We start from the raw sequence: 24,341 nt of genomic DNA, 5'->3' as shown, positions 1-24,341 counted from the left end.
ATGGATGGCAGGAGCTCTGTGCGCTATTAGGGGGAACGATGGGTTCGCAAGAGAAGAGCGGCTTCGAGACGGAGGACATAGGCTTTACCGTCCTCGTCGTGCTGATTTCCCTGGCGGCGGCCTACCTTCTGGCTCCCTACTTCGGACCCGTCCTCTGGGGCGTGGTTGCCGCGATCATGTTCCAGCCGCTCACCGCCCGGCTTGCGACGCGGCTGGACGGCCGCAAGAACCTGGCCGCATCGATAGTCCTGTTCGGGCTGATCACGCTGCTCGTGGTGCCGACGATCCTCCTGGGCATCAGCCTCGTCAATGAAGCCACGATGCTGTATGAGAAGATCGCCAGCGGCCAGATCGACTTCGGCCGCATCTTCCAGCAGGTCATGAGCGCCTTGCCGCGTCGGGCGCGCGAACTCCTGTCCGAGTACGATCTGACGAACTTCGAGACCATCCGGCGGGAGTTCGGGTCCAGCATCACCAGCGGCCTGCAGACAATCGCCGGGCGCGTGCTGACGGTGGGCCAGGGAGCGCTGAGCTTCATCGCCGCGCTTGGTGTGATGCTCTACCTCAGCTACTTCCTGCTTCGGGACGGCGACCGTTATGGCGAGAAGTTCCGGACCTGCCTGCCACTGCGTCCCGCCACGCGCGACGCCCTGATCGAGAACTTCCTGCTGGTGGTGCGCGCGACAATGCGCGGCACCGTCGTCGTCGCCGTCGTGCAGGGCTTCCTCGGCGGCATCCTCTTCTCGTCGCTCGGGATCGAAGGCGCCCTCATCTGGGGCGTGCTGATGGGGTTCTTTTCCCTGCTGCCAGCCGTGGGGACGGCCATCATCTGGGGTCCCGTGGCCATCTACCTGTTCGCGGCGGGCGAACCCATGAAGGCGGGCATCGTCCTCTTCTGCGGCGTGTTCATCATCGGCATGGTCGATAACGTGCTGCGGCCGATCCTCGTCGGGCGCGACACCCGCCTGCCAGATTTCGTGGTCCTGATCGCCACGCTATCGGGACTTGAACTGTTCGGTCTCAACGGCTTCATCATCGGCCCCGTCATCGCCGCGCTGTTCATCGCGGTCTGGAACCATCATCGCGACAGCCGCCGCGCACGCGAGGAAGTGCTTACAGGATCCCCGGTGCCGGTGCAGACCGATGCCGTGGCAAGCAGGGCCGTCGAGGAATCCGTCGCTCACCCTTCCTGAGCGAGGCGCCGTTCCGGCGCATCGGTCCAGCCGCGCGTGCGGGTCGATGCGCCCATGCAGGGCATCAACCCGTACTTGCGTCGAACCCGCGTCAGTCCTTCTTGAAGGGGTTCTTCGGACTGCGCAGATTGAGCCGGATCGGCACCGATTCGAAGCCGAGTTCCCGCCGCATCCCATTCACCAGATACCGCTTGTAGCTCTCGGGCAAGAGATCGAGGCGGGTGCCGAAGATGACGAAGCCCGGCGGCCGGGTCTTTGCCTGGGTGATGTAGCGCAGCTTGATCCGCTTGCCGCCCGGCGCCGGCGGCGGATTGGCCGCAAGCGCATCGTCGAACCAGCGATTGAGCGCGGACGTCGGCACGCGCTTGCTCCAGGCTTCGCGGATGGAGAAGGCGGCCGCCAGCATATCGTCCAAGCCCTTGCCGGTGCGGGCCGAGACAGCGAGAAGCGGCAGCCCCTTCACCTGCGCCAGGCCATCATCGAGCGCGGCGCGGATGCCGTTGAACAGGCTCGATGCGTCCTCCGCCACGTCCCACTTGTTGATGGCGATCATCAGGGCGCGGCCTTCTTCGAGCACCTTGGAGGCGATCGTCAGGTCCTGGTGCTCCAGCCCGCGCGTTGCGTCGAGAAGGAGGACGACGACTTCGGCGAAGTCGATCGCGTGACGCGCGTCGGCCACGGCGAGTCGCTCCAGCTTCTCGGTCACGTTCGCGCGCTTGCGCATGCCGGCCGTGTCGATCAGCCGGACCTCGCGGGCTTCCTTGGTCTTGGGGTCGGTCCACGTCCAGTCGATGGCGATCGAATCGCGGGTAATGCCCGCCTCCGGCCCGGTCAGCAGCCGGTCTTCACCCAGCAGCCTGTTGATGAGCGTGGACTTGCCCGCATTGGGGCGGCCGACGATCGCCAGCTTCAGGGGCGCGCGAAGCAGCGCTTCCTCGTCCTCCTCCGCGGCAAACTCGTCCTCCACCGGCTGGAGCGGGTCGAGATGCGGAAGCAGGGCCTCGAACAGGTCTCCCATGCCTTCGCCGTGCTCCGCCGAGATGCCGACAGGATCGCCGAGACCCAGCGAATAGGCCTCCAGCAGGCCACCTTCTCCGGCGCGGCCTTCCGCCTTGTTGGCGAGCAGGATGACAGGCACGGTGGATGCCCGCAGCCAGTTCCCTATCTCTTCATCCAGAGGAGTAAGGCCGGCGCGGGCGTCGACCACGAACAGCGCGACATCTGCCGTCTGCAGCGCGGCTTCGGTCTGCTTGCGCATCCGACCCGGCAGGGTTTCCGCCTCGTCGTCTTCCCAGCCTGCGGTGTCGACGATCTGGAACTTGAGGCCCAGCAGTTCGGCATCACCGAATCGGCGGTCGCGCGTGACACCGGGCTGGTCGTCGACCAGCGCCAGTTTCTTGCCGACCAGCCGGTTGAACAGCGTGGACTTGCCGACGTTCGGTCGGCCTATGATGATGACTTGAGGAAGCATGATTCCCACCGCTTGGGGACTTCCGCCGGCTTTGGCAAGCGTTAGGCGGGTGCTGGCGGGCCAAAACGGCCGGTTCGCAGCCCGGGCGCAGCGCTTGGCGACAATTTTTGCCGCGACGGGGAACCTTTTCCTACTTCGCCGTTAACCAACCGTGGAAGATTCCCGATAATCTTCGTGGGGCACAGAGCGGGGCATGAGGGTACAGGGAAACGCGATCGTTCTGGGGCTAGCCGCCATGTGCGCAGCCGCATCCATCCCAACCGCATCCGCGCGCGCCGTGCCGGACACGGACGCGCGGGACGACAGCGCCGTGGGCGCGGGCTTCATCTCCAGCAAGCCGCCTGGCCATCCGGCCGGCGATCTGGAATGCGTGCCTTATGCCCGCACGACATCGGGCATCCAGCTTTACGGTGATGCGTGGACGTGGTGGACTCAGGCACAGGGTCGCTACGCGACCGGCACCAGCCCCCGCGTCGGCGCGGTCATGGCGATCAAACCCTTCAACAACTCGCGGCTCGGCCACGTGGCGACCGTCAGCCGGATCATCGATTCGCGCACAGTCTTGCTGAGCCATGCCAACTGGTCCGTCCCCGGCCAGGTCGAGCGCAACGTGACCGCGCTCGACGTGTCGCCCGCGAATGACTGGAGCCGGGTCCGCATCTGGTATGCCCCGGCCCGGGGTCTCGGCACCACGCACTGGCCTGTCGCGGGCTTCATTTACAACAGCAAGCCCGGCTCGCGCCCGGAGGCGCGGGAACGCGCAGAGACCGCGCGCCTTGCCACGGCGGCCAGAGCCTCCAATGGAAAGGGCCGCCGAAGCGACCCCATCGGCGCCATCATCGCCGGCGCTTACTGATCCGGCCGGGACCGGAGGATGCGCGCTCCCTCTCGGCGGCGCGCCTCCTCCGGCGAATGGCTCAATCCTTCTTTGCCACCGGGGCGCCTTCGCCCAGGTCCTCGTACCAGGCTTCGACCGGACCCGAGAGCTTGATCGTCAGCGGGTTTCCGTGGCGATCCATCGCCTTTCCGGCCTGCACGCGCACCCAACCCTCGGAAATGCAATATTCCTCGATGTTGGTGCGCACAGTGCCCTTGAAGCGGATACCGATGCCGCGCTGCAGCTTGTCCTGATCGAAGAACGGGCTGCGCGGGTTGATCGCGAGGTGATCCGGCGGCACGTCAGGGCCGGCGGTTTCGGGCGTGGTGGTCTCTTCAGTCATGCCCCTGCGATTTATATTGCATTCCCCGCTTGTCAATTCGATCCGGCCTGTCTAAAGGCGCGCTTCCGCAACGGAGCGGGCGCGTAGCTCAGCGGTAGAGCACACCCTTCACACGGGTGGGGTCACAGGTTCAATCCCTGTCGCGCCCACCATCCCACCGGGATGGTCCTTCGAAAAAACCTCAAGATCATTCTGGACTGATTTGCGTTCCGGGCGCCTGCCTGCGCGGTTAACGGGAAATTAGGTCCGTTTCGTACAGGAACGCCGCGACTTCTGGAGGCGGGACGGTTCTTCGATGCTTATGGAACGGGTAACACGGGACTCCCGCACCGGCGAAGCTCCAGGCGTGCGCCCCCTTCATCTGCTGCTCTTCCTCGTCACGGCAATCGCGCTTCGCATCGCCACGTTCGGCGACCCCAATCTCCATGTGGACGAGAGCTTCTATCAGACCGTCGGCATCGCCATGCACGAAGGAGCGATTCCCTATGTCGATGTATGGGATCGCAAGCCCTGGGGCCTGTTCTTCCTCTATTACCTGATCGCCTTCATCTCCTACAGCCCGATCGCCTACCAGGTGATCGCCACGATCTTCGCGGCTGCGACGGCCTGGGTCATCGCCCGGCTGGCAAGCGCTTGGAGCACCACCCGTGCCGGCCTCCTCGCCGGAATGGCGTACCTTCTGTGGCTCACCGAACTGCAAGGCTTCGGAGGGCAGACCCCGATCTTCTACAACCTGTTCATCGCGACGGCCGCGCTGCTCGTCTTCAGCGCCCGCGACCGCCTGCTTCGGGGGCAGGCCCCGCCCAGCGTCGCCGCGGCCATGGCGCTGGCCGGCGTCGCCATAACGATCAAACAGACAGCCGTGTTCGAGGCGAGCTTCCTCGGCCTCTACGCCTCGGCCCGCCTGCTTCGCTCACCCATGCCGCGGAGCCTCGTCTGGAGACCCGTTCTCCTGTGGGCGGCGATCGGCGCTGCCCCCACGCTGGCGATCGCGGGCTGGTATGCTGCGGAGGGGTACTGGGGGATCTACTGGCATGCGATGTATACGGCGAGCGCGAACAGGCCGATGTTCCTGTACCCGACGACGATGCGCTTTCTCATCACGTTCGTCATTCTTGCTCCTCTGCTGGTGGTGGCCACCCTTTCGCTGGCGGACTGGAAAGGCGAGAGCCGTCGCTTCGTCACGGGCTGGATCGCCGCAGCCGTCATCGGGCTGGTCTTCGTGCCGAACTTCTACATGCATTACTCGCTGCCTCTTCTCGTCCCTCTGAGCGCAGCCACTGCGGTGTTCCTTGCCCGCCCGGTCGTCGGCCAGATTGCGATGGCCGGTCTGGCGGCCTATTCGGTCTGCACGTTCGACCCCCTCGACGCTCGGCGAACGCAGCAATCGATCGATGCGTTTGCGGAACTGGCGGACGTGATCCGCGGGCACGACGACGGCAGCCCGCTCTTTGTGGTGGACGGTCCTCCGCAGCTCTACACGTTGACCGGGCACGCCTTCCCGACCCCGCTGGTATTCCCGCATCATCTGGGCGACGCGAACGAGAAGGATCTCAGCCATCTTTCCACACTGGGTGAGACACGCCGCGTACTGGCGCAACGGCCCGGCATCGTCGTCACGCCGGACAAACCGCGCGAGGGGCCTCCCAACATGGAGGTGCTCGACACCGTTTATGCCTATGTGCGGAAGAATTGCCGGCGGGTCGCAAACATCGAGACGCCCGACGCGCTCACCACGGCGCGCATGGATGTCTGGGCCGACTGCCGAAAGCGTTGATCTGCGGCGCAGATCGCATGTTCCCGTGCTTGCGCGGGTCAATGCGAAAAGGCATAGCCCGCGCCATGCACGACATCCGCCAGATCCGCGAAAATCCCGCAGCCTTCGACGCCGGCCTCGCCCGCCGGAGCGTTGCGCCCGTCTCCGCCAGCATCATCGCTCTTGATGAGCAGCGGCGTGCCGTCGCCACTCGCATGCAGGAGGGGCAGAACCGCCGCAACGAAGCCTCGAAGGCGATCGGTAAGGCCATGGGTCAGGGCGATACGGAGACCGCGGAAGCGCTGAAGGCGGAAGTCGCGCAGCTCAAGGGCAGCCTCCCCGCACTTGAGGCGGAGGAAAAGGATCTCACCGCCCGGCTGCAGGACGCGCTGGCGGGCCTGCCCAACATTCCGGTAGACGAGGTCCCCGACGGCGAGGACGAGGCGCAGAACGTGGAAGTGGCGCGCTGGGGCACACCGCGTGAGTTCGCCTTCACCCCCCGTGAACATGCCGACATCGGCCCTGCCCTTGGCCTCGACTTCGAAACGGGCGCCCTGCTTTCAGGCGCTCGCTTCACATTCCTCAAGGGCCAGATGGCGCGCCTGCACCGCGCTCTCGCGCAGTTCATGCTCGACACGCAGACCACGGCGAACGGCTTCATGGAATGCGCCGTGCCGCTGCTGGTAAAGGACGATGCGGTATTCGGAACGGGGCAACTTCCCAAGTTCTCGGAAGACCTGTTCCGCACCACTGACGGCCGCTGGCTGATTCCCACGGCGGAAGTGTCCCTGACCAACGCCGTGCGCGAGCAGATCCTTGCGCCGGAGGCGCTGCCGTTGCGCATGACCGCGCTCACCCCGTGCTTCCGTTCCGAAGCCGGTGCCGCAGGCCGCGATACGCGGGGATTCATTCGGCAGCACCAGTTCGAGAAGGTCGAACTCGTCACTGTCTGCAAGCCGGAAGAGAGCGAGGCCGAGCACGAGCGCATGGTGGCGGCAGCGGAGGGAATCCTGCAGGCGCTCCACCTGCCGTACCGCAAGGTGCTGCTCTGTGCCGGCGACATGGGGGCGACCGCGCGCAAGACTTTCGACCTTGAGGTCTGGCTGCCCGGCCAGGGCGCCTACCGCGAAATCAGTTCGATTTCCAACTGCGGTGACTATCAGGCACGCCGCATGAACGCGCGCTTCAAGCCCGAAGGTTCGAAGAAGACGGAGTTCGTGCACACGCTCAACGGTTCAGGGCTGGCCGTCGGCCGCACGCTCGTAGCGGTGCTCGAGAATTATCAGCAGGAAGATGGCTCCGTCCTTGTGCCGGAAGCCTTGAAGCCGTGGATGGGCGGCATCGACACGCTGGAAGTGCCCGCCTGACCGCCTCGGGTCATCGCAGGCAATTGGCAAGGAAAGACAGACACAGTGCGTATCCTCCTCACCAATGACGACGGCATCAACGCGCCCGGCCTCTACGTCCTGGAAAAGATCGCGGCGCAGCTTTCGGACGACATCTGGATCTGCGCGCCCAGCGAGGAACAGTCTGGTGCCGGGCATTCGCTGACCCTCAACCGACCGGTCCGTCTGCGCAAGCACGCCGAACGTCGCTTTTCCGTGACCGGCACGCCGACAGATGCGGTGACGATGGGCCTGCGCAAGGTTCTGCCCGAGCCGCCGGACCTCATCCTTTCCGGCGTCAATCGCGGCGCAAACCTCGGCGACGACGTGACGTATTCGGGCACCGTATCGGCGGCGCTGGAAGGTGCGCTGGCGGGTGTGCGCTCGATCGCGTTGAGCCAGGTCCCCGTGCGCGAGAGCATCGGCGACGGCGTGGACTTCTCCGCTGCCGAGGAATGGGGCGCACGGGTGCTGCGCCCGCTGCTGGACCAGCCGTTCGCGCCGCGCACGCTGGTCAACGTCAACTTCCCGCCCCTGCCGGCCAGCCAGGTCAAAGGCATCCGCGTGGTTCGTCAGGGCTTCCACGACTATGCCCGCGGCTCACTCGTCGAAGGGGTGGATCCGCGCGGTTTTCCCTACTTCTGGTTCGGTTTACAGGGTATCGAGCATACACCCGCTCACAACACGGACCTGGAAGCGATCGCCGAGGGACACATTTCAGTGACGCCACTTCATCTTGATCTCACGCACGACGCGTCGCTCAAGGCCATGGCCGAACGCTTCGCACAGGAACGCGCGACCTCGTGAGGCGGGCTGTCGTTCTGGCGGCAGCTCTTGCCGCTTCCCCCAGCCTTGCGGCGTCGCCCGAGAGCGAGACCACACACGTCGTCGTTTCCGGAGAGACCCTGAACGGCATCGCCAACCGTGCAGGGGTGTCCGCCAGCGCGATCAGCAAGGCGAACGGCCTCAGGGAACCCTACGTGGTGCGGGTGGGCCAAAGGCTGGCGATCCCACGCGCCGCCGCGCCGGCCCGGCCAAGCGCCGCGAAGCCCGCCGACGAAGCGCTACCCGCAGCCGCCCAGGCGGCGCGGACCGCTTCCCGCGTGATTGCCGCACGATTGGGTCCGACACGCAGCCCGGAAACGGCGACCGAACATCTGGTCCAGCCCGGCGAGACGCTTGGCGGCATCGCCGCCCGCGCCAAGGTGCCGCGCATCCTCATCGCAGAAGCGAACGGTTTGCAGCCGCCTTATGCCGTGCGCACAGGCCAGACACTGCGTATCCCCCGTACGCGACGCCACGCCGTCAAGGCCGGCGATACGAGCTTCAGCATTTCCATGGACTATGGCGTGCCGTGGGAACAGATCGCTCTGGCCAACAACCTGGAACCGGCGGCGGCGGTGAAAGTGGGGCAGACCCTCCTGATCCCCACCCTGCTCAACCCGCCGGCAAGCGGATCCACGCGATCGAGCCCCGTGACTGCATCCGACGATGTGCCCGCGCCCGCCGCACGAACGGCTTCGGCACGCTTCGCCTGGCCCCTGACCGGTCCCGTCCGGCGCGGCTATGCAAGCGGCAGCAATTTCCACGACGGCCTCGATATCACGGCGCCGGCGGGAACCATGGTGCGCGCAGCCGGCGCCGGTACGGTCGTCTTTGCGGGCGAGGAGAAAGGCCAGTTCGGCAATCTCGTCGTCATCGATCACGGCAACGGCTGGCACACGGCTTATGGCTTCCTGAGCCGCGTCACGGTGAAGGAAGGCGCCAGCGTGACGGCCGGTGAACGCGTCGGCCTCGTCGGCACGACCGGTCTCGCCAAGGGCAGCGAACTTCACTTCGAAGTGCGGCGAGACGGGAAGCCCGTCGATCCGCGCGGCGAACTTCCCAAGGCACCCTGACCCACATGGCCAGACGTCGCGCGCCTTTGCCTCTCTCGGTGCGAAAGCCCCTCAGACGCGCGATAGATCTGCCGGTCTGGGCCGATCTCGGGCTGCGGCTGGGCGGTGCTCTCGCGCTGGTGATGTTCGTCGTCCTCATCCACTGGGTGGACCGGGAGGGCCTGAAGGACACGCACGACGGCTACGTCAGTTTCCTCGACGTCTTCTACTTCACGATGATATCGATAACGACTACCGGCTTCGGCGACATCGCCCCGGTGAGCGACAAGTCGCGGCTGATCGAAGCCGTCATCGTCACCCCCATCCGCTTCGCCGTGATCTTCATCTTCGTGGGAACGGCGTACAACTACTTCATCAAGCATAGCTGGGAGAGCTGGCGCATGAAGCGCATCCAGGAGCGCCTTTCCGATCACGTGGTCGTGCTGGGCTATGGAGTGAGCGGCTCCGAAGCCGTGCGGGAACTGATCGAGCGTGGCACGGACCCGGCCTGCATTGTCGTTGTCGACCCGTCGCCCGCCCGCCTCCAGCAGGCCGAGCGGATAGGCTGCAACGTCCTTGAAGGCGACGCCACCCGGGACGAAACTCTCGCCTCAGTGCGCATCGAGCGCGCGCGCACGATTCTCGTCTCGGCGGGGCGGGACGATACAACGATCCTCATCCTCCTGACCGCTCGCCACCTCGCGCCCGGCGTTCCCATCACCGCCGTAATCCGGGCCGACGACAACGAAGTGCTTGCCGTCCAGGCCGGAGCCGACAACGTCATCAACCCCGTTCGCTTTACCGGGCTGCTGCTTGCCGGCTCCGCCCAGGGCAAGCATATCGCGGAGTACATGTCGGACCTGGCCTCGGTCAGCGGCCGGGTGCAACTGGTGGAACGCGAAGTGCTGCCTGAGGAAATCGGACATTCACTCGACGATATCCGCACCGGCAAGGGTGTACGGATCTACAGGGGACAGGCCGCCTACGGCTTCTGGGAACCGGAGACTCACGCACTGCAGCCGGGCGACGTGGTGGTCGAGGTCACCTCCACGCAGGAGCGTTGAGCCTCAGCCCAGCGCCCAGAAGACGATGCCCATCCCAAGATACGAGACGATCCAGAACAGGCAATCGATGACCCGGCGCAGCGGTTCGACGCGATTATGCACATGCGTGATCCAGACCGCCGGCACCACGAAGGCGAGCGCGACGCCGCCGCTTTGCATGAAATAGAGCCAGGGCTTCACCGCCAGGGTCTCGCTTCCGATCCGCGCGAAGCTGTGGCCAAGCATGGTCGCCCCGATGAGGAAGACGATGATCGCGGTCGCGTAGTTTCCCGCAAGCTCGGCTTTCCCGGGAACGATCTGGCGTCCTCCCTGAGAAGGCCGTCCGGTGCGGAGCGCCCCGATCAACACCCCTACTGCTGCTGCCAGAACCACGGCCAGCCAGTTTACGGCCCCCATGTCTCTCTCCCTTGGTGACAAGCTCTTGTAACGGCGCCTTACTTGCAGGCTCCGCAGACTTGTGCAAGTTTTGCGAATCATCCGCAAAGCTCGTTTTTCGTGACTCGCGGCCCCAATGCGAGTATCGGGCGCGGCAATCCCATGGCTATAGAACTCCCCTCCCCGCCGAAAGTCGGCATGGTCAGCCTCGGCTGCCCCAAGGCGCTCGTTGATTCCGAGCGTATTCTCACCCGCCTGCGTGCAGACGGCTACGACATGAGCCCCGATTATGCCGGGGCCGACGTCGTGCTCGTCAACACGTGCGGCTTCCTCGATTCCGCCAAGGAGGAAAGCCTCGCCGCGATCGGCGAAGCGATCTCCGAGAATGGCCGTGTGATCGTCACCGGTTGCATGGGCAACGAGGCAGAGGTCATCCGCGCGAAGTTCCCGCAAGTCCTCGCCGTCACCGGCGCGCACCAGTATGAAGCGGTTGTCGAAGCCGTCCATGATGCCGCCCCGCCCGAACTCTCGCCGTATCTGGACCTGATCCCGCAGGCCTATGACGAAGCCGGCGTGAAGCTGACGCCGCGTCACTACGGTTATCTGAAGATCTCAGAGGGCTGCAACCACGCCTGCTCGTTCTGCATCATCCCCAGCCTTCGCGGCAAGCTGGCGAGCCGCCGTATCGACGCGGTGCTGCGTGAGGCCGAAAAGCTGGTGCAGGCGGGCACGCGCGAACTGCTGGTGATCAGCCAGGACACGTCGGCCTATGGTGTCGACGTGCGACACGAAGAGCGCACCTGGAAGAATCACCCGGTACGCACGCACATGACCGATCTCGCCCGTGAACTGGGCCAGTTGAGCGATGCGCAAGGGCGCAAGCCTTGGGTGCGGCTGCACTACGTCTACCCGTACCCCCATGTGGACGCCGTGATCCCGCTCATGGCCGAAGGGCTGCTGACGCCTTACCTCGACATCCCGTTCCAGCATGCCGCGCCTTCGGTGCTGAAATCCATGAAGCGCCCCGCCAACGAGGCCAAGGTGCTGGACCGCATCCACAAGTGGCGCGAGATCTGCCCGGATATCGCCATCCGCTCCAGCTTCGTTGTCGGCTTCCCCGGCGAGACCGAGCAGGACTTCCAGTACCTGCTGGACTGGCTGGACGAAGCACAACTCGATCGCGTCGGCGCTTTTCGCTTCGAGCCGGTCGAGGGCGCTGCGGCGAACACCCTCCCCGATCCCGTGCCTGAAGAGGTGAAGGAAGAGCGTTACGCACGCATCATGGAAAAGACTGCCGCCATCAGCGCCGCAAAACTCCAGGCGAAGGTCGGCCGCGTGCTTCCTGTCATCATCGATGAAGTCGGCGAAGCGGATGAAGATGGTGATGTGGGCGCAACCGGGCGTTCACAGGCGGATGCTCCGGAAATCGATGGCAACGTCTTCCTGCGGGACGCTTCTGGCGTACAAGTCGGTGATATTGTTGACGTTTTCATCGAAGATGCGGATGAGCACGATCTGTATGGAGCAGTGCGCCGCGCGTAACGCTTTCACCACTTGCATGCCTTGCAACTTCGGTAAAGGTTTTCGCGTTTGCGGAAATCAGGGCTGAACTTCATATAGGGCGGGCCTTTCAGGCATCCTCTCCCAAAACTTCTACAGGGCTGGTCTTCGGACCGGCCCTTTTTTTTTGCCTATCGCGCATGGCTGCTGGGTCTTTCCCCGTTGCTACGCGCGGCACAACTCCCAGATGGCAAGTTGCAAGGCTTGCAACAAAGCTCAATCTTTTCGCATTTGCAGCATGTCGGTCCCCCGGGCATAAGGATCGGGCCTTTCAGGCATCCTCTCCCAAAACTTTTACAGGGCTGGTCCTCGGACCGGCCCTTTCTTTTTGCGTTTTGTCATGGGACCGTATGCCTGGCTGCCGAGGTGACTGGCAGTGGCGGCGTAATTGCCCTAGCGAAACCGAATGGCTTCTTCGCAGCGAATCTTCACCGCCGCCCTCGTCGTCATCGGAGACGAGATCCTGTCTGGCCGCACTCACGACAAGAACATCGCGCAGGTCGCCGCCTGGCTGCAGGTACAAGGCATTCGGCTGAAGGAGGTTCGCGTCGTGGCGGACGAGACCGCCGCGATTGTCGAAGCGGTCAACACGCTGCGTGTGCGCAACGATTATCTTTTTACCACCGGCGGCATCGGGCCCACTCACGACGACATCACGGTGGATGCCATCGCCGAGGCCCTGGGCGTGCCGGTCGTCGTGCACCCCGAAGCCCGCGCCATTCTTGAAGGCTACTATGAGACCCGGGGCGGCCTGACAGAGGCGCGTCTCCGGATGGCGCGCGCGCCGGAAGGATCCAGCCTCATCCCCAACCGCTACACGGGCGCTCCCGGAATCCGCTGCGGCAATATCTTCATCATGGCGGGCGTGCCCAGCATCACCGCCGGGATGCTCGACGCCTTGTCCGGCGAGCTGGAGGGCGGCGCACCGCTGCTGTCCGAAACCGTCGGTTGCTGGGTGGGCGAGAGCGAAGTGGCCGAACTCCTGCGCCAAACGGAGAAGGCCTTCGAAAGCTGCCAGATCGGCTCGTACCCGTTCTGGGGTGAAGGCCGGACCGGCGCCAATTTCGTCATCCGGTCTGTCAGCGCCGAAGACCTTGCGGCCTGCACACGCGCTCTCATCGACGGGTTATCCGCCATGGGTCGAACCGCAGTTCCCGGCGGTATCTGATCGGCCGCCGCTGCGCTGATGGTCACCCCCATGATTCCTGCAGCAATGCCTGCCGCCGCGCCTCCCTTCGCCCCGGCAACGCTGGAGGAGTTCGAAGCGGTCCTGCGCCGTCATGACAGCGCAACTCTGGCGCTGGAGGAATGGTGCGCCCGGCGCGGGCTGGGCCACCCGCCACGGATCACGGCAGAAACGCTCAGCCAGCAGGAGGGCGAGGTGGACCCGGAACTTCGGGCTCGGCTTGCCCTGAACGAAGGCGAAGGCGTGACACAGCGCAACGTGCATCTGCGCTGTGGCCCTCTTGTCCTTTCCGTCGCATGGAACTGGTACGTTTCGGAGCGTCTGACTGCGCCGATGAACGAGGCGCTCCGCTCGTCGGACGTGCCGTTCGGCAAAGTGGTGGCGGCGCTGGACTTCCGGCGCCGGCCGCTTTCGGTCACGGCCGGCCCAGCCCGCGGCTGCCCGGCGGGCACCATATCGACGCATCAGGCGATCCTGGTCCTGCCGGACGGGCGTCCGCTGGCGTACCTGGTGGAATGCTACACGGCGACGAACCTGCGCCCGCCGCCGCGCTGATTCACGCCGCGACCGCCTCGGTTCCCGCGATCGAGGTGCGGTGCATCATGCGGCCGGTCGACTTGTCATAAGGGATGGCCCGGTGCATCGCGCCGGTGTTGTCCCAGATCACAAAGTCACCCTTCGTCCACTTATGACGCAGGGAAAAGGCGGGTTGCGCGGCCCATTCCTGCAGGCGGATGAGCATAGCACGGCCGGCCGGCACCTCCATGCCCACGATGTGATCGGCGGTGGTTCCGATCACCATCGATTTGCGACCGGACTCGTGCGTCCAGACCAGCGGATGCTCCTTCACAAGCCCGATCCCGAGCACCTTTTCACGGTGCTTTTCCGGGATGGCGTCGGCGATGGGGGAAAGGCTGGCGCGGACCGAGTGGACGGCCGTGAGACCCTCCAGCGCCTGCTTTTCTTCCTCCGACAGCCCTTCGTAGGCGGCGTAGGTGCTGGCAAATTCCGTCTCCCCGCCCTTATCCGGCGCGATGCGGCAGGACAACAGGGTGGCAAACGGCGGCGGCATGTCCACGGTGATCCCGTCCATATGCCAGAAGAAGGTCCCGAGCACGTATTCGGGCTGCGGGTTGATCTTCTCGTCCAGCGTCACCTGATAGACGTCCTGATCGGTGCTCTGGACGTTGTTGCGCGCGGTCAGACGCACCTTCTCGCCCATGGCCTCCGTGATGGCGAGCTGCTCTTCGTCCGAGAGGTGAACTTCGGGGAAAACCAGAACTGTGCGCTCTTCCACTTTGGCGCGAATCGCTTGCGCCGCTTCGGGCGTGAAAAGTTCGGTGCGATCGCCCCAGATCACGCGTGACCCTATGTGCTCCTTGATGTCTTCGAAACGAATAGCCATGTGGCCGCCTCTCCCGGCAGGATACTGAACATGTGTACAGCATCGACCTACAGCCAATTGCGCGGGCAGTAAATGGGCTGGCGGGCCGAGACAAAGACACCGCCGGGGCGGACAAACGAAAAGGGCCGGGAGGTCTCCCTCCCGGCCCTTCAATCCGTTACGTCGGCGCTGAAATCAGGCGCCGGCGATCTCGGTCGTGTCGATCTTGAGGCCCGGGCCCATCGAGGACGAGAGCGAGATCTTGCGAACGTACTTGCCCTTGGCACCCGACGGCTTCGCCTTGACAATCGCGTCGACGAACGCCGTGAAGTTGGTCTTCAGGTCGGCATCCGAGAACGACATCTTGCCGATGCCGGCGTGGATGATGCCCTGCTTCTCGACGCGGAACTCGATCTGGCCGCCCTTGGCGTCCTTCACGGCCTGCGTCACGTTCGGGGTGACGGTGCCCAGCTTCGGGTTCGGCATCAGGCCCTTGGGGCCCAGCAGCTTGCCGAGACGGCCGACGACGCCCATCATGTCCGGGGTGGCGATGACGCGGTCGTAGTCGAGGTTGCCGGCCTGCATGTCTTCCATGAGGTCTTCGGCGCCAACCTTGTCCGCACCGGCTGCGAGAGCTTCGGCAGCCTTGTCGCCCTTGGCGAACACGGCGACGCGAACGGTCTTGCCGGTGCCGGCCGGAAGCGAAACCATGCCACGGACCATCTGGTCGGCGTGACGCGGGTCAACGCCCAGGTTCATCGCGACTTCGATGGTCTCGTCGAACTTGGTGGTCTTGACGTCGCGCAGCGTCTGCAGCGCTTCGTCGACACCGTAGAGCTTCATGTTGTCGCCCAGCTTCGCAGCACGGGCCTTCTGGTTCTTGGTCTGCTTGGCCATCTTATCAGCCCTCCACCACTTGGAGGCCCATCGCGCGCGCGGAGCCTTCGATGATCTTCGTCGCCGCTTCGATGTCGTTGGCGTTCAGATCGGGCATCTTGACCTGTGCGATCTCAGCAAGCTGCGAGCGCTTGATCGTTCCGGCCGAAACCTTGCCCGGCTCCTTCGAACCCGACTTCAGTCCGGCGGCCTTCTTGATGAGGAAGGTTGCGGGCGGGGTCTTGGTGACGAAGGTGAAGCTGCGATCCGCGTAGACCGTGATGATGGTCGGGATCGGCATGCCGTTCTCGAGTTCCTGCGTCGCGGCGTTGAACGCCTTGCAGAATTCCATGATGTTCACGCCGCGCTGACCCAGCGCCGGACCGATCGGCGGCGACGGGTTGGCCTTGCCGGCCGGAACCTGCAGCTTGATGTAGCCTGTAATCTTCTTGGCCATGTGGCCGCTCCTTTTCACACTGTCGCGTCGATGACGCCGACGCTCATGCCTAGCGGTGTCACGGGCCCTGAAGCCCTCCCGCAGGGAATCGTCACGGCCAAAGCCGCTCCGAAGGGGGCGCCCCTATACGAAAAGCCCGCTAAAGGGAAGCGCTGGTTTGCAGCCGCGCGCCCCCTTACCGCTTACCGGAGGGGAACCCTGCTGCGAACACGAAAACGCCCTGCACGGCGGCAGGGCGTTTCGACTGGCGCGGCACGCAAGTCCCGTCAGACGCCGAGACCGCGAAAGCGCTGCCGCCTTACTTGCTGAGTTCGACGTGCTCGAACTCCAGCTCGACCGGCGTGGCGCGGCCGAAGATCGACACCGCAACCTTGACGCGGTTCTTGTCGAAGTCGAGTTCTTCGACGATGCCGTTGAAGCTGGCGAACGGGCCGTCCAGCACCTTCACCGAATCGCCGATCTCGTAGTCGATGTTGACGGTCTTGCGCGGCGCGGCGGCGGCCGCTTCGGCCGCGCCGAAGTAACGCGAAGCCTCGCTCTCGCTGATGGCCTGCGGCTTGCCGTTGTTGCCAAGGAAGCCCGTCACCTTCGGCGTGTTCTTCACGAGATGGTAGACGTCATCGTTCAGCGTCAGCTTGGCGAGAACGTAGCCGGGCATGGTCTTCCGCTCGGTCTGGACCTTCTTGCCGCGCTTCACCTCGGTGATGGTTTCCGAGGGAACCTGGACGTCCTCGACAAGCTGCGAGAGGCCGATGCGCTCGGCCTCGGTGATGATGGCTTCCTTAACCTTGTTCTCGAAGCCGGAATAGGCGTGGATGATGTACCAGCGGGCCATGTTGTCTCTTCGTCCTAAGGTCTGGCGATTAAAGGGCCGACAGCAGCGCGCTGACGACCCAGCCGAACAGCGCGTCGATGCCCAGGAAGAACACAGCCAGAAGCACCGTCATCAGGCCCACGAAAATGGCCGTCGTCACCGTCTCCTGGCGAGACGGCCAGTGGACCTTGCGCGCTTCCGCCTGAACCTGGCGCATGAATTCGCCGGGGGTGATCTTGGCCATCTTACGTCGCTCTCTAATATGCCGCTCGGCGCGGAAATTTGCGTGTCTTCCGCCTAGGGGCCATCGCCGCCCCGGCCTTGGCCGGGAGGGGCTGATGAAGTCCGCCTGTCGGGAGGAACCGGGGATTTAGCTTCCGTTGCCCGGATTTGCAAGGTCCACCGAATCCGGGAGCCGGGCAAGAAAGGAGTTGGGCGTCGCATAGACGATCCGGGCGCCGTCCGGGATCGCGATCGGCGCCTTGGTGCCGATGAACCACAAGTAATCGGCGTGGCGCGCCGGCTTGAACTTGCGCAAGTCTATGCGCTGGTTTTCGCCATAGAGGATGCGCTGCGTCGGGTCGTTGAAGCGATAGCGCGTCTCGCGCATCGAGAGCATGTGCACGTCTGGAAGCGCGAAGTTGGAGTTCTCCATCGAACTGCGGCGCACGACGGCATAGCTGCCGAAATGCTCGAACGGGCCGAACAGCCACTGCTGCCGCGGAATTGCCACGGCCGTCGCCACCCGCGCACCTTCGGGCACATGGTCGAGAGCACCGATCAGTTGGCGCGAGGTCTGCGCGTCCTCGTACCAGACCACCGTGGTCACCGCGATGCGGGCGCTGAACAGGAGCCCCGCCAGCGCAAGGCCCCAGCGCGGCACGGGCCAGTCGATCGCAAGGCACGCAACCAGCAGCGCGGTCGTGCTCAGTCGATAATCCGCATAGTCCCCGCCGAAGATCTGACGCGGCACGAGCAGTGTCAGCACGAGCAGGATCAGCGCGGCCCAGCCGACCCGGCCATCAAAGCGCCGGATGATCAGTGCGGCCACGACCACCGCCATCACCAGGCACAGGCTGGTGATGTCGAAGACCTTGTCGTAGCTGCGCATCGCCTTGTAGAGGATCTGCCACTTGTATTCGAGCACGCCCCAGCGGCCGTAGGACACCTTCGTGTTCGCACCGACGCCAAGCAGCATCGGCAGCAGCGGGAAGATCAGCGGCCATGGCTTCAGGAACGGCCGCCAGTCCCTCCACCCGGAACGGCGCGACCATTCGTAGCCGAATACCAGGACGCCCATAACGCCCCACCCCGATACGTGGCAGAGCCAGACCACGAAGCCTGCAGGGATCATCACCGCCCACCGCCAGGGCCAGTTCCCCAGTCGCACCCAGGCGGCAAAGATGAACAGCGCCACGGCTATGGACAGCGAGTAATTGAGGAATCCCATGAGGAACGAGGGCGACCAGATCATCGCAAAAGCCAGGATCGCACCGACCCCGACCCGCTTCCGCAAGCTCCACTCGACTGCCATGATCGCCATGCCGGTGAGGAACGGAATGACCGCCACGATGAAGCGCCCGGCCGCTTCCAGGCCCAGGATCGGGGTGAGCGGCACCATCAGCAATTCGACGCCGAGGTTGCCGGTCCAGTGCCACTTGAACAGGAAGTAGCGCGTCAGGAACGGATCGTGCCCATGGTCGAGCATGATCTTGTATCCGGCCAGGTGCGACGGATAATCCGTCATCTGCGGCGTCCAGGCTACGATGGCCGGAAGCATGGCGAGGCAGGACAGGACAAAGCCCATCCACACTGCCTCGTGGCGTGTCCGCTTGTACGTCTCGCTGCTCCGGCCGGGACCGGCCTCGACTGTCTCAGGCTGCGCGCTGGCGTGCATGTGCGACTGGATCTTTCCCGCTTTGTCCGTTCGACAACTGTCCGAATCGGCGAACGGGCTCTCCTAGAGCAAGTTTGCCCGCAAATGAATCCCGCGCAGCACCCTCTTCCCGCGCGCGTGCGGCGAAGCGCGTTCCGCACCGCTGCCAAGCCCCGGGCGCGCGGCAGATCCGTCCGGTTGAGCAAGCGCCCGGCGGAGCAGGTGCCCCCGCTGGGGTAAGCGTCGATTTATCGGAAAAGTGCTGGCAGGAGTGCACGGACTCGAACCGTGGGCCCTCGGTTTTGGAGACCGATGCTCTACCAACTGAGCTACACTCCTGCGGGCTCGGCGGCCTCTAATGGGAGACCGCCAGGATGGCAAGCGGGGATTTTCCAGTCAAACGCAATAGTGCGCGGCTTAGTGCACTGGCGCTCACGTTCTGCTAGTATGATGCCGTGCACGCCCCCCGGTCAAACCCGATCATCGAACCCGAACTGCTGATGCTCGCTTACCGAAGCGGGATATTTCCGATGTCGGACAGCCGCGACGATCCGGAGATCTTCTGGATCGAGCCGCGCCTGCGCGCCATCCTTCCGCTGGACGGACTTCATCTGTCGCAGTCCCTTGCCCGCACCTTGAAGCGCGGGAAGTTCGACGTGACCTGCAACCGCGCCTTCGCTCAGGTGATGGATGCCTGCGCGGCGCCGCGCCGCGGCGACGCGGACCAGGAAGGCGGCAGCTGGATCAGCCATCGCATCCAGGCGAGTTACGAAAACCTCCACTTCCTAGGCCACGCTCACTCGATCGAGGTGTGGCGCGAAGGCGAACTGGTGGGCGGACTTTACGGTGTCGGCTTTGACCGGGTGTTCTGCGGCGAATCGATGTTCTCGACCGTTAGCGATTCATCGAAGATAGCACTGTGCTGGCTAGTGGCGGCGCTGCGCCGGGCGGGCGCGACACTGCTGGACTGCCAGTTCCTCACCCCGCACCTCGCCTCGCTCGGGGCTGTCGAGATTCCCCAGAAGCGTTATCTTGCGCTGCTGCAGGCGGCGCAGGCGCACCATTCGGCCGATCACTCCTCGACCGCTGGTTCCTCGACCGGCTCGGGCTCTTCGGGAGTGGGAGTCGGCGCGGGCACCGGCTCCGCCGTCGGCGCCGCCGCGGGCGTGCCACCGTTGCCGGACGCCTTCGCAGCCCTGCTGGACGAAGCCGCTTCCGCCGGGCTTTCCTCTTCGCCCGGGAAGCTCATCGCGCAGCTCTTGACCCAGACGTCATAGACGGGATGCTCGACCACGTTGGCGCCGGGATTGTTCCTAAACAGCCAGCCTGAGAACACCTTGTGCCACGCCAGCTTCTCAGCCGTGGTGCGTCGCTGCTCGACGAAGACCTGCACGAAAGCGCCCTCTTCCTGAGGCCGTTCCCAGGGAAGCGTCTTCTCGCACGTAGCGACCTTCACGACGAGATTGCCGATACGCCGCGATTCGCCCGGCTTCATCACCAGGTTCTGAGTGAGGTTGTTGCGCTTGTTGAGCACGCCCAGCGTGACCACACGGTCCTTGTTGGGCGTTCCGATCTGCTGGCCCTGCGCCGCCTGGGCAGGCGCGGCCTGCATCCCGGCGATGGCGTCCGGCACGCTGGTGTCCTGCACTTCCGGCGCAGGTTCGCTGCCGCAGGCCGCAAGGACCGACAGCAGCGAAAGCGCCGTCGCAATCCTCAAGCGAGTCACGAGGGGAACCCTCAGGCTTCCGGGGACCAGGCTTCGTAGTCGCCCGTCGCGGCGGCGCGGCGGCCACCCCGCTCAAGCGCGCCCTGCGGACGGTACGCCGTTGCCGTGCCAGTGGCGTTGGGGGTGTAATCCACCTCCCAGATGCGCGGCGGTGGCAGATGGCTTTCGGGAACGCCGTCGTACTGGTGGTGCAGCCAGCCATGCCATTCGGCCGGAACGTTGCTGGCATCGTTGGCGCCGGCGTAGATCACCCACCGGCGGTCCAGCCCTTCAGCCGTCTTCACCTTGTTGTTCTTGGAACGATAGTACTTGTTGCCCTGTGAGTCGGTGCCGACATGCTCGCCGTTGCGCGAGCTCCAGAGCGAGGTGCCGATGGTGGCGCCGTCCCACCAGGTGAAGATCTTGGACAGGATTCCCATGAGCCGCGCGTTAGCCCCGAACCCACCTCCAAGGCAAGGGTGAAGAGGGGCCGAAACGCGGCTTCATCCACGAAGCGGGCGGTTTCGCCTCACCAGCGCACCTTGTCGCCAGCCTTGAGGCCCAGCTGGGCGGCACGCCCGCCGTTCAGCTCCAGCACCGCGGCGGCCACGCCGTCGGAACGGAGCGGTGTTTCGTCGTAGGGCACCGCTTCAGGAATGATGTTGAGAATGCGATGGTCGGGACCGATGAAGATGAGGTCGAGCGAGATCACCGTGTTGTGCATCCAGAACGATGAGGGGCGCGGCGGCTTGTTGGGGAAGATCATGCCTTCGTTCTCGCCCATCTCGGTGCGGAACATCAGCCCCTTGGCCTGCTGCTCGGTCGTGGAGGCGACTTCCACCTGAAAGGTGTGCGTGCCGTTGGCCGAGGTTACCGTCAGCGGCACCACGGGCAGTCCGGATACGGGATGAACGGCCGGACGTGTGGCCGTCGGCTTCGCCGTCGCTTCATGCCCGGTCTGCGAACAGGCGGCGCAAGCCAGCAGGAGCGACAGAGCGGTGATGGAACGGGTCAGGCGCATTCAACAGTCTCCAAAGTCCGACTCGGCCCAGTCCTCGAGGGCGTCGGCGTCATCGCTCTCGACGATCCGGCGCGCGATGTCGAGCGGGTGACCGGCACGCAACATCGCGGCAAGCTGCCGATCGCGCGTTTTCGGGTCGGCCAGGTCACGGCTCGTGGCGAGCGCGAAGGGGCCGAACCGCCTCCGCCGCGCCAGCACGAGCGCCGCGCGGCGCTGGTCCGCGACGGCTGGCCGTGCCTCGATCCGAAGCGCCTCCTCAACACCCGCCTGCCCGAGCGCCTCGCCTACCCGCCGCGCGCCATAGCCGCGCCGCAGCAGGCTCCCGGCCTTCATCCGTGCCCAGGCGGCATCGTCGATGTAGCCGCGCTCGCAGTACCGGGCGATGAGGGCGTCGAGGGGCGGCGCGTCCTCCCCGTCCCAACCCCGTTCCCGCAGCTTGCGCTGCAGATAACCGCGCAACTTGGCTTGCGTCGTGGCGAAACGCGCGACATAGGCCAGCGCCAGTTCCTCGAGGCGGGTGGGATTCAAGGGTGGTGGCCCACTGCGGTGGGAATTGCGACGCTTGTCCGACATGCTGCCCTATTCGTGCCACACTCAGGCAGGATTGGGGAGGGTGCGCGAGACCGCAACGGGACGCAACCATAGCCAACTCCGGTTCACAATGCGCCGGGTAAAAGCGCCGTCTCGTGAGAGTAACGGTATAACTACAACGGGTTAGAACATATGGCCGACACCATCGACGTGGTGCCGAATCTGGGGCAGGCACTCATCCCCACCCCGAACGAAGATACGCAGACGCGCATCTTCGCCGACTTCGCCACATTTGGCGACGCCCTGGATTATGCCGCTGAGGGCAAACGCGGGTTCAACTTCCATGACCCGCGCGGTACGCTGATCCGCGTCTATCCGTTTTCGGAATTACGCACGGACGCGCTGAAGGTTGCGCACGCTCTCGTCGCCCGCGGCGTGAAGAAGGACGACCGGGTCGCGCTCATCGCCGAAACCGGGGTCGATTTCGCGGCGCTGTTCTGCGGCGCCGTCTACGCCGGTGCCTGGCCCGTTCCCCTGCCGCTGCCCACCAGTTTCGGCGGCAAGGACAACTACATCGAACAGCTGGCCGTCCAGCTTTCCAGCTCGGACCCGGTGCTGCTGGTCGGCCCGGACGAGATCGGCGCGATGACCGCCGCCGCCGCCGAACGCCAGGGCTGCGCCCACGCCACCTGGGCGGATTTCGCTGCGAAGGACGCGCCCGAGGTAGAGCTTCCCAAGGCCTCGCCGGACGACATCTGCTATCTGCAGTACTCGTCGGGCTCCACCCGCTTTCCCCATGGCGTCGCGGTCACGCACAGCCAGTTGCTGGCGAACCTTGCCGCCCACAGCCACGGCATGAAGCTTGAACCCGGCGACCGCTGCATATCGTGGCTGCCGTGGTATCACGACATGGGCCTCGTCGGCTGCTTCCTCTCGCTGATCGCCAACCAGGTCTCGGGCGACTACCTCAAGACTGAGGATTTTGCCCGCCGTCCGCTCGCGTGGCTGGACCTGATCACGCGCAACACGGGCACCTCTGTGTCCTACTCGCCGACCTTCGGCTACGATATCTGCGCCCGCCGCATCTCCAGCCAGAGCCCGGTGAGCGACCGCTTCGACCTGTCGCGCTGGCGCCTGGCCGGCAACGGCGCGGACATGATCCGGCCAGACGTCATGCAGAACTTCGTCAATGCCTTCGCCGACGCGGGCTTCAAGGCAAGCGCGTTCCTGCCCAGCTACGGCCTGGCCGAAGCGACCCTTGCCGTCACCATCATGCCGCCGGGCGAAGGCATCCGCGTCGAACTGGTCGAGGAAGAACGCTTGTCGGGCGCCCCGCGCGACCTCAGCCGCCCTGCCCGCTACCGCGCCATCGTCAACTGCGGAAAGCCGGTGCGCGACATGGAAGTCGTGATCCGGGGCGAGAGTGGCGACACCTTGAGCGATCACCAGATCGGCAAGGTCTGGTGCCGTGGCACCTCGGTCATGCACTCCTACTTCCGCGACCCGGAGGCGACGGCCGCCTGCATGGTCGACGGCTGGCTGGACACGGGTGACATGGGCTACATGGCCGGCGGGTACCTGTTCATCGTCGGCCGCGCCAAGGACATGATCATCATCAACGGCAAGAATCACTGGCCCCAGGACATCGAGTGGGCCGTGGAGCAGTTGCCCGGCTTCAACCATGGCGACATCGCCGCCTTCTCGGTGGAAATGGACAACGGCGAGGAAGCGCCGGCGGTGCTGGTTCACTGCCGCGTCTCCGATCCGGTCAAGCGCGTGGAACTGCGTGACCTGATCCGCGACAAGGTGCGCTCAATCACCGGCATGAACTGCGTGGTGGAACTGGTTCCACCAAAGAGCCTGCCGCGCACCAGTTCGGGCAAGCTCAGCCGTGCCAAGGCCAAGAAGCTCTACCTTTCCGGCGAGATCGAGCCGTTCAAGCTCGCGGCCTGACCGCTCGCCCAAAGCAAGCGTTCAAGGCGGGGTTCCGAAAGGAGCCCCGCCTTTTTCGTGCGCTGGAACAAAGAAGGAAGGCATGGCTTTCTTTCCTGCCATGTCGACCGACAGCACGTCCGTGAAGCCACCGTACGGCATCGACCCCGTACACTGCGAGGTTTCCCCCGCCTCCCGCTGGCGCACACCCTTGGCCGCGCTGGTCTTCCTGGCGGTACTCGGCAGCGCCCTGATGGGCTGGCTGGGCGGCGGTTCGCCCGAAGTGACGGAATACCGCGCGCGTGATGCCAGGGCGGTGATCGAATACGAACCGATCCTGCGCAGCGGCAACTGGTTTGAAACCGTTGTCACCGTGACGCCGGCGGTGGACGCCGGGGATCTTGTCGTCGCCGTCGACGATACGCTCTGGCGCGGGATGAGCATCGACACGCTGGTTCCCGACGCCGAGAGCGCCGAGGCGCTGGACGGTCGTTACGCCTATCACTTCGGGAAAGTGAAGGCCGGTGAAGCCTTCAGACTCAAGATCGACGGGCAAATACAACCACGCGCCCTTCGGACGCTATCCGGTAGCATGGAAATCAGGGACGGCGAACGCCCCCTGCTCGCCGTCCCGGTCAAGGTGACGGTGCTGCCCTGA

25 protein-coding genes, 2 tRNA genes and 1 pseudogene are annotated in these 24,341 nt (G+C 64.9%); 14 read left to right on the top strand and 14 right to left on the bottom strand.

What is annotated here, in order from left to right; translation table 11 throughout:
• The first annotated feature begins 38 nt into the window (after positions 1–38).
• Positions 39–1,193, top strand: coding sequence for an AI-2E family transporter (locus QOL62_RS01205; RefSeq protein WP_103728392.1), 1,155 nt, complete (start codon positions 39–41; stop codon positions 1,191–1,193).
• A 91-nt stretch (positions 1,194–1,284) separates the two neighbouring features.
• Here the strand turns inward: QOL62_RS01205 and der are convergent, their stop codons facing one another.
• On the bottom strand, positions 1,285–2,664 hold the full coding sequence (gene der / locus QOL62_RS01200; RefSeq protein WP_103728619.1) for a ribosome biogenesis GTPase Der: 1,380 nt from the start codon (positions 2,662–2,664) through the stop codon (positions 1,285–1,287).
• A 193-nt stretch (positions 2,665–2,857) separates the two neighbouring features.
• Between der and QOL62_RS01195 the strand changes: the two genes are divergently transcribed.
• A complete protein-coding gene (locus tag QOL62_RS01195; protein ID WP_283404876.1) occupies positions 2,858–3,520 on the top strand; it encodes a CHAP domain-containing protein in 663 nt (220 codons plus the stop codon).
• 61 nt (positions 3,521–3,581) lie between these two features.
• Here QOL62_RS01195 and QOL62_RS01190 read toward each other — a convergent pair whose 3' ends face one another.
• Positions 3,582–3,884, bottom strand: coding sequence for a DUF3297 family protein (locus QOL62_RS01190; protein WP_103728390.1), 303 nt, complete (start codon positions 3,882–3,884; stop codon positions 3,582–3,584).
• Positions 3,885–3,961: 77 nt separating this feature from the next.
• On the opposite strand from QOL62_RS01190, the gene QOL62_RS01185 reads away from it, so the two are divergent.
• The 6 genes from QOL62_RS01185 to QOL62_RS01160 all read left to right on the top strand — a co-directional run bounded on the left by QOL62_RS01185 (position 3,962) and on the right by QOL62_RS01160 (position 9,966).
• Positions 3,962–4,036 (top strand) — tRNA-Val (locus tag QOL62_RS01185).
• Positions 4,037–4,230: 194 nt separating this feature from the next.
• Positions 4,231–5,661, top strand: a complete 1,431-nt coding sequence (locus QOL62_RS01180; RefSeq protein ID WP_283404875.1) for a hypothetical protein — start codon at positions 4,231–4,233, stop codon at positions 5,659–5,661.
• Positions 5,662–5,726: 65 nt separating this feature from the next.
• Complete coding sequence (gene serS / locus QOL62_RS01175; RefSeq protein WP_283404874.1) at positions 5,727–7,007, top strand: serine--tRNA ligase; 1,281 nt, start codon at positions 5,727–5,729, stop codon at positions 7,005–7,007.
• Between the two features lie 45 nt (positions 7,008–7,052).
• The gene (gene surE / locus QOL62_RS01170; RefSeq protein WP_103728388.1) at positions 7,053–7,832 is read left to right on the top strand and encodes a 5'/3'-nucleotidase SurE; all 780 of its coding nucleotides are present in this window, start codon (positions 7,053–7,055) and stop codon (positions 7,830–7,832) included.
• On the top strand, positions 7,829–8,923 hold the full coding sequence (locus QOL62_RS01165) for a LysM peptidoglycan-binding domain-containing M23 family metallopeptidase (protein WP_283404873.1): 1,095 nt from the start codon (positions 7,829–7,831) through the stop codon (positions 8,921–8,923). The genes surE and QOL62_RS01165 overlap by 4 nt, the downstream gene beginning before the upstream one ends.
• Positions 8,924–8,928: 5 nt before the next feature.
• A complete protein-coding gene (locus QOL62_RS01160; RefSeq protein WP_283404872.1) occupies positions 8,929–9,966 on the top strand; it encodes a potassium channel family protein in 1,038 nt (345 codons plus the stop codon).
• Positions 9,967–9,969: 3 nt separating this feature from the next.
• Here the strand turns inward: QOL62_RS01160 and QOL62_RS01155 are convergent, their stop codons facing one another.
• A complete protein-coding gene (locus QOL62_RS01155) occupies positions 9,970–10,362 on the bottom strand; it encodes a DUF1761 domain-containing protein (protein WP_103728385.1) in 393 nt (130 codons plus the stop codon).
• 141 nt (positions 10,363–10,503) lie between these two features.
• Between QOL62_RS01155 and rimO the strand changes: the two genes are divergently transcribed.
• The 3 genes from rimO to QOL62_RS01140 all read left to right on the top strand — a co-directional run bounded on the left by rimO (position 10,504) and on the right by QOL62_RS01140 (position 13,642).
• The gene (rimO, locus tag QOL62_RS01150; RefSeq protein WP_283404871.1) at positions 10,504–11,883 is read left to right on the top strand and encodes a 30S ribosomal protein S12 methylthiotransferase RimO; all 1,380 of its coding nucleotides are present in this window, start codon (positions 10,504–10,506) and stop codon (positions 11,881–11,883) included.
• 424 nt (positions 11,884–12,307) lie between these two features.
• Complete coding sequence (locus QOL62_RS01145) at positions 12,308–13,069, top strand: competence/damage-inducible protein A (RefSeq protein WP_103728383.1); 762 nt, start codon at positions 12,308–12,310, stop codon at positions 13,067–13,069.
• Positions 13,070–13,099: 30 nt separating this feature from the next.
• The gene (locus QOL62_RS01140; RefSeq protein WP_283404870.1) at positions 13,100–13,642 is read left to right on the top strand and encodes a hypothetical protein; all 543 of its coding nucleotides are present in this window, start codon (positions 13,100–13,102) and stop codon (positions 13,640–13,642) included.
• Position 13,643: 1 nt separating this feature from the next.
• Here the strand turns inward: QOL62_RS01140 and QOL62_RS01135 are convergent, their stop codons facing one another.
• The 7 genes from QOL62_RS01135 to QOL62_RS01105 all read right to left on the bottom strand — a co-directional run bounded on the left by QOL62_RS01135 (position 13,644) and on the right by QOL62_RS01105 (position 18,833).
• Positions 13,644–14,492: a TauD/TfdA dioxygenase family protein gene (locus QOL62_RS01135; RefSeq protein WP_283404869.1), complete on the bottom strand. Its 849-nt coding sequence runs from the start codon at positions 14,490–14,492 to the stop codon at positions 13,644–13,646.
• A 174-nt stretch (positions 14,493–14,666) separates the two neighbouring features.
• Positions 14,667–15,368: a 50S ribosomal protein L1 gene (rplA, locus tag QOL62_RS01130; protein WP_103728380.1), complete on the bottom strand. Its 702-nt coding sequence runs from the start codon at positions 15,366–15,368 to the stop codon at positions 14,667–14,669.
• 4 nt (positions 15,369–15,372) lie between these two features.
• A complete protein-coding gene (rplK, locus tag QOL62_RS01125) occupies positions 15,373–15,804 on the bottom strand; it encodes a 50S ribosomal protein L11 (protein WP_103728379.1) in 432 nt (143 codons plus the stop codon).
• Between the two features lie 298 nt (positions 15,805–16,102).
• Entirely contained in the window at positions 16,103–16,639 is a 537-nt protein-coding gene (nusG, locus tag QOL62_RS01120; RefSeq protein WP_103728378.1) for a transcription termination/antitermination protein NusG, read from the bottom strand.
• Positions 16,640–16,667: 28 nt separating this feature from the next.
• Positions 16,668–16,862: a preprotein translocase subunit SecE gene (gene secE / locus QOL62_RS01115; protein ID WP_103728377.1), complete on the bottom strand. Its 195-nt coding sequence runs from the start codon at positions 16,860–16,862 to the stop codon at positions 16,668–16,670.
• 126 nt (positions 16,863–16,988) lie between these two features.
• Entirely contained in the window at positions 16,989–18,515 is a 1,527-nt protein-coding gene (locus QOL62_RS01110) for a hypothetical protein (protein ID WP_283404868.1), read from the bottom strand.
• Positions 18,516–18,757: 242 nt separating this feature from the next.
• Positions 18,758–18,833, bottom strand: a tRNA-Trp gene (locus QOL62_RS01105).
• 161 nt (positions 18,834–18,994) lie between these two features.
• Between QOL62_RS01105 and aat the strand changes: the two genes are divergently transcribed.
• Entirely contained in the window at positions 18,995–19,771 is a 777-nt protein-coding gene (aat, locus tag QOL62_RS01100) for a leucyl/phenylalanyl-tRNA--protein transferase (RefSeq protein WP_346770656.1), read from the top strand.
• A 35-nt stretch (positions 19,772–19,806) separates the two neighbouring features.
• Here the strand turns inward: aat and QOL62_RS01095 are convergent.
• The 4 genes and pseudogenes from QOL62_RS01095 to QOL62_RS01080 form a co-directional block, all read right to left on the bottom strand.
• A pseudogene (locus QOL62_RS01095) lies at positions 19,807–19,989 on the bottom strand (DUF2155 domain-containing protein); the annotation flags it as partial.
• Between the two features lie 242 nt (positions 19,990–20,231).
• Positions 20,232–20,639 (bottom strand): NADH:ubiquinone oxidoreductase subunit NDUFA12, encoded by a 408-nt coding sequence (locus QOL62_RS01090; protein WP_283404866.1) that lies wholly within the window; start codon positions 20,637–20,639, stop codon positions 20,232–20,234.
• 89 nt (positions 20,640–20,728) lie between these two features.
• Positions 20,729–21,220, bottom strand: coding sequence for a DUF192 domain-containing protein (locus tag QOL62_RS01085; protein WP_103728374.1), 492 nt, complete (start codon positions 21,218–21,220; stop codon positions 20,729–20,731).
• The gene (locus QOL62_RS01080) at positions 21,221–21,793 is read right to left on the bottom strand and encodes a regulatory protein RecX (RefSeq protein ID WP_283404865.1); all 573 of its coding nucleotides are present in this window, start codon (positions 21,791–21,793) and stop codon (positions 21,221–21,223) included. It abuts the gene before it with no gap.
• A gap of 150 nt (positions 21,794–21,943) precedes the next feature.
• Between QOL62_RS01080 and QOL62_RS01075 the strand changes: the two genes are divergently transcribed.
• Both QOL62_RS01075 and QOL62_RS01070 read left to right on the top strand, forming a co-directional pair.
• Positions 21,944–23,704, top strand: a complete 1,761-nt coding sequence (locus QOL62_RS01075; RefSeq protein WP_283404864.1) for a fatty acyl-AMP ligase — start codon at positions 21,944–21,946, stop codon at positions 23,702–23,704.
• Positions 23,705–23,786: 82 nt separating this feature from the next.
• Positions 23,787–24,341, top strand: coding sequence for a hypothetical protein (locus tag QOL62_RS01070; protein WP_283404863.1), 555 nt, complete (start codon positions 23,787–23,789; stop codon positions 24,339–24,341).

This window comes from Novosphingobium panipatense (assembly GCF_900182875.1).
Classification (GTDB): Bacteria; Pseudomonadota; Alphaproteobacteria; order Sphingomonadales; family Sphingomonadaceae; genus Novosphingobium; species Novosphingobium panipatense.
The sequence above is the reverse complement of the archived record's forward strand: the minus strand, read 5'-3'. Positions and strand labels throughout refer to the sequence as shown.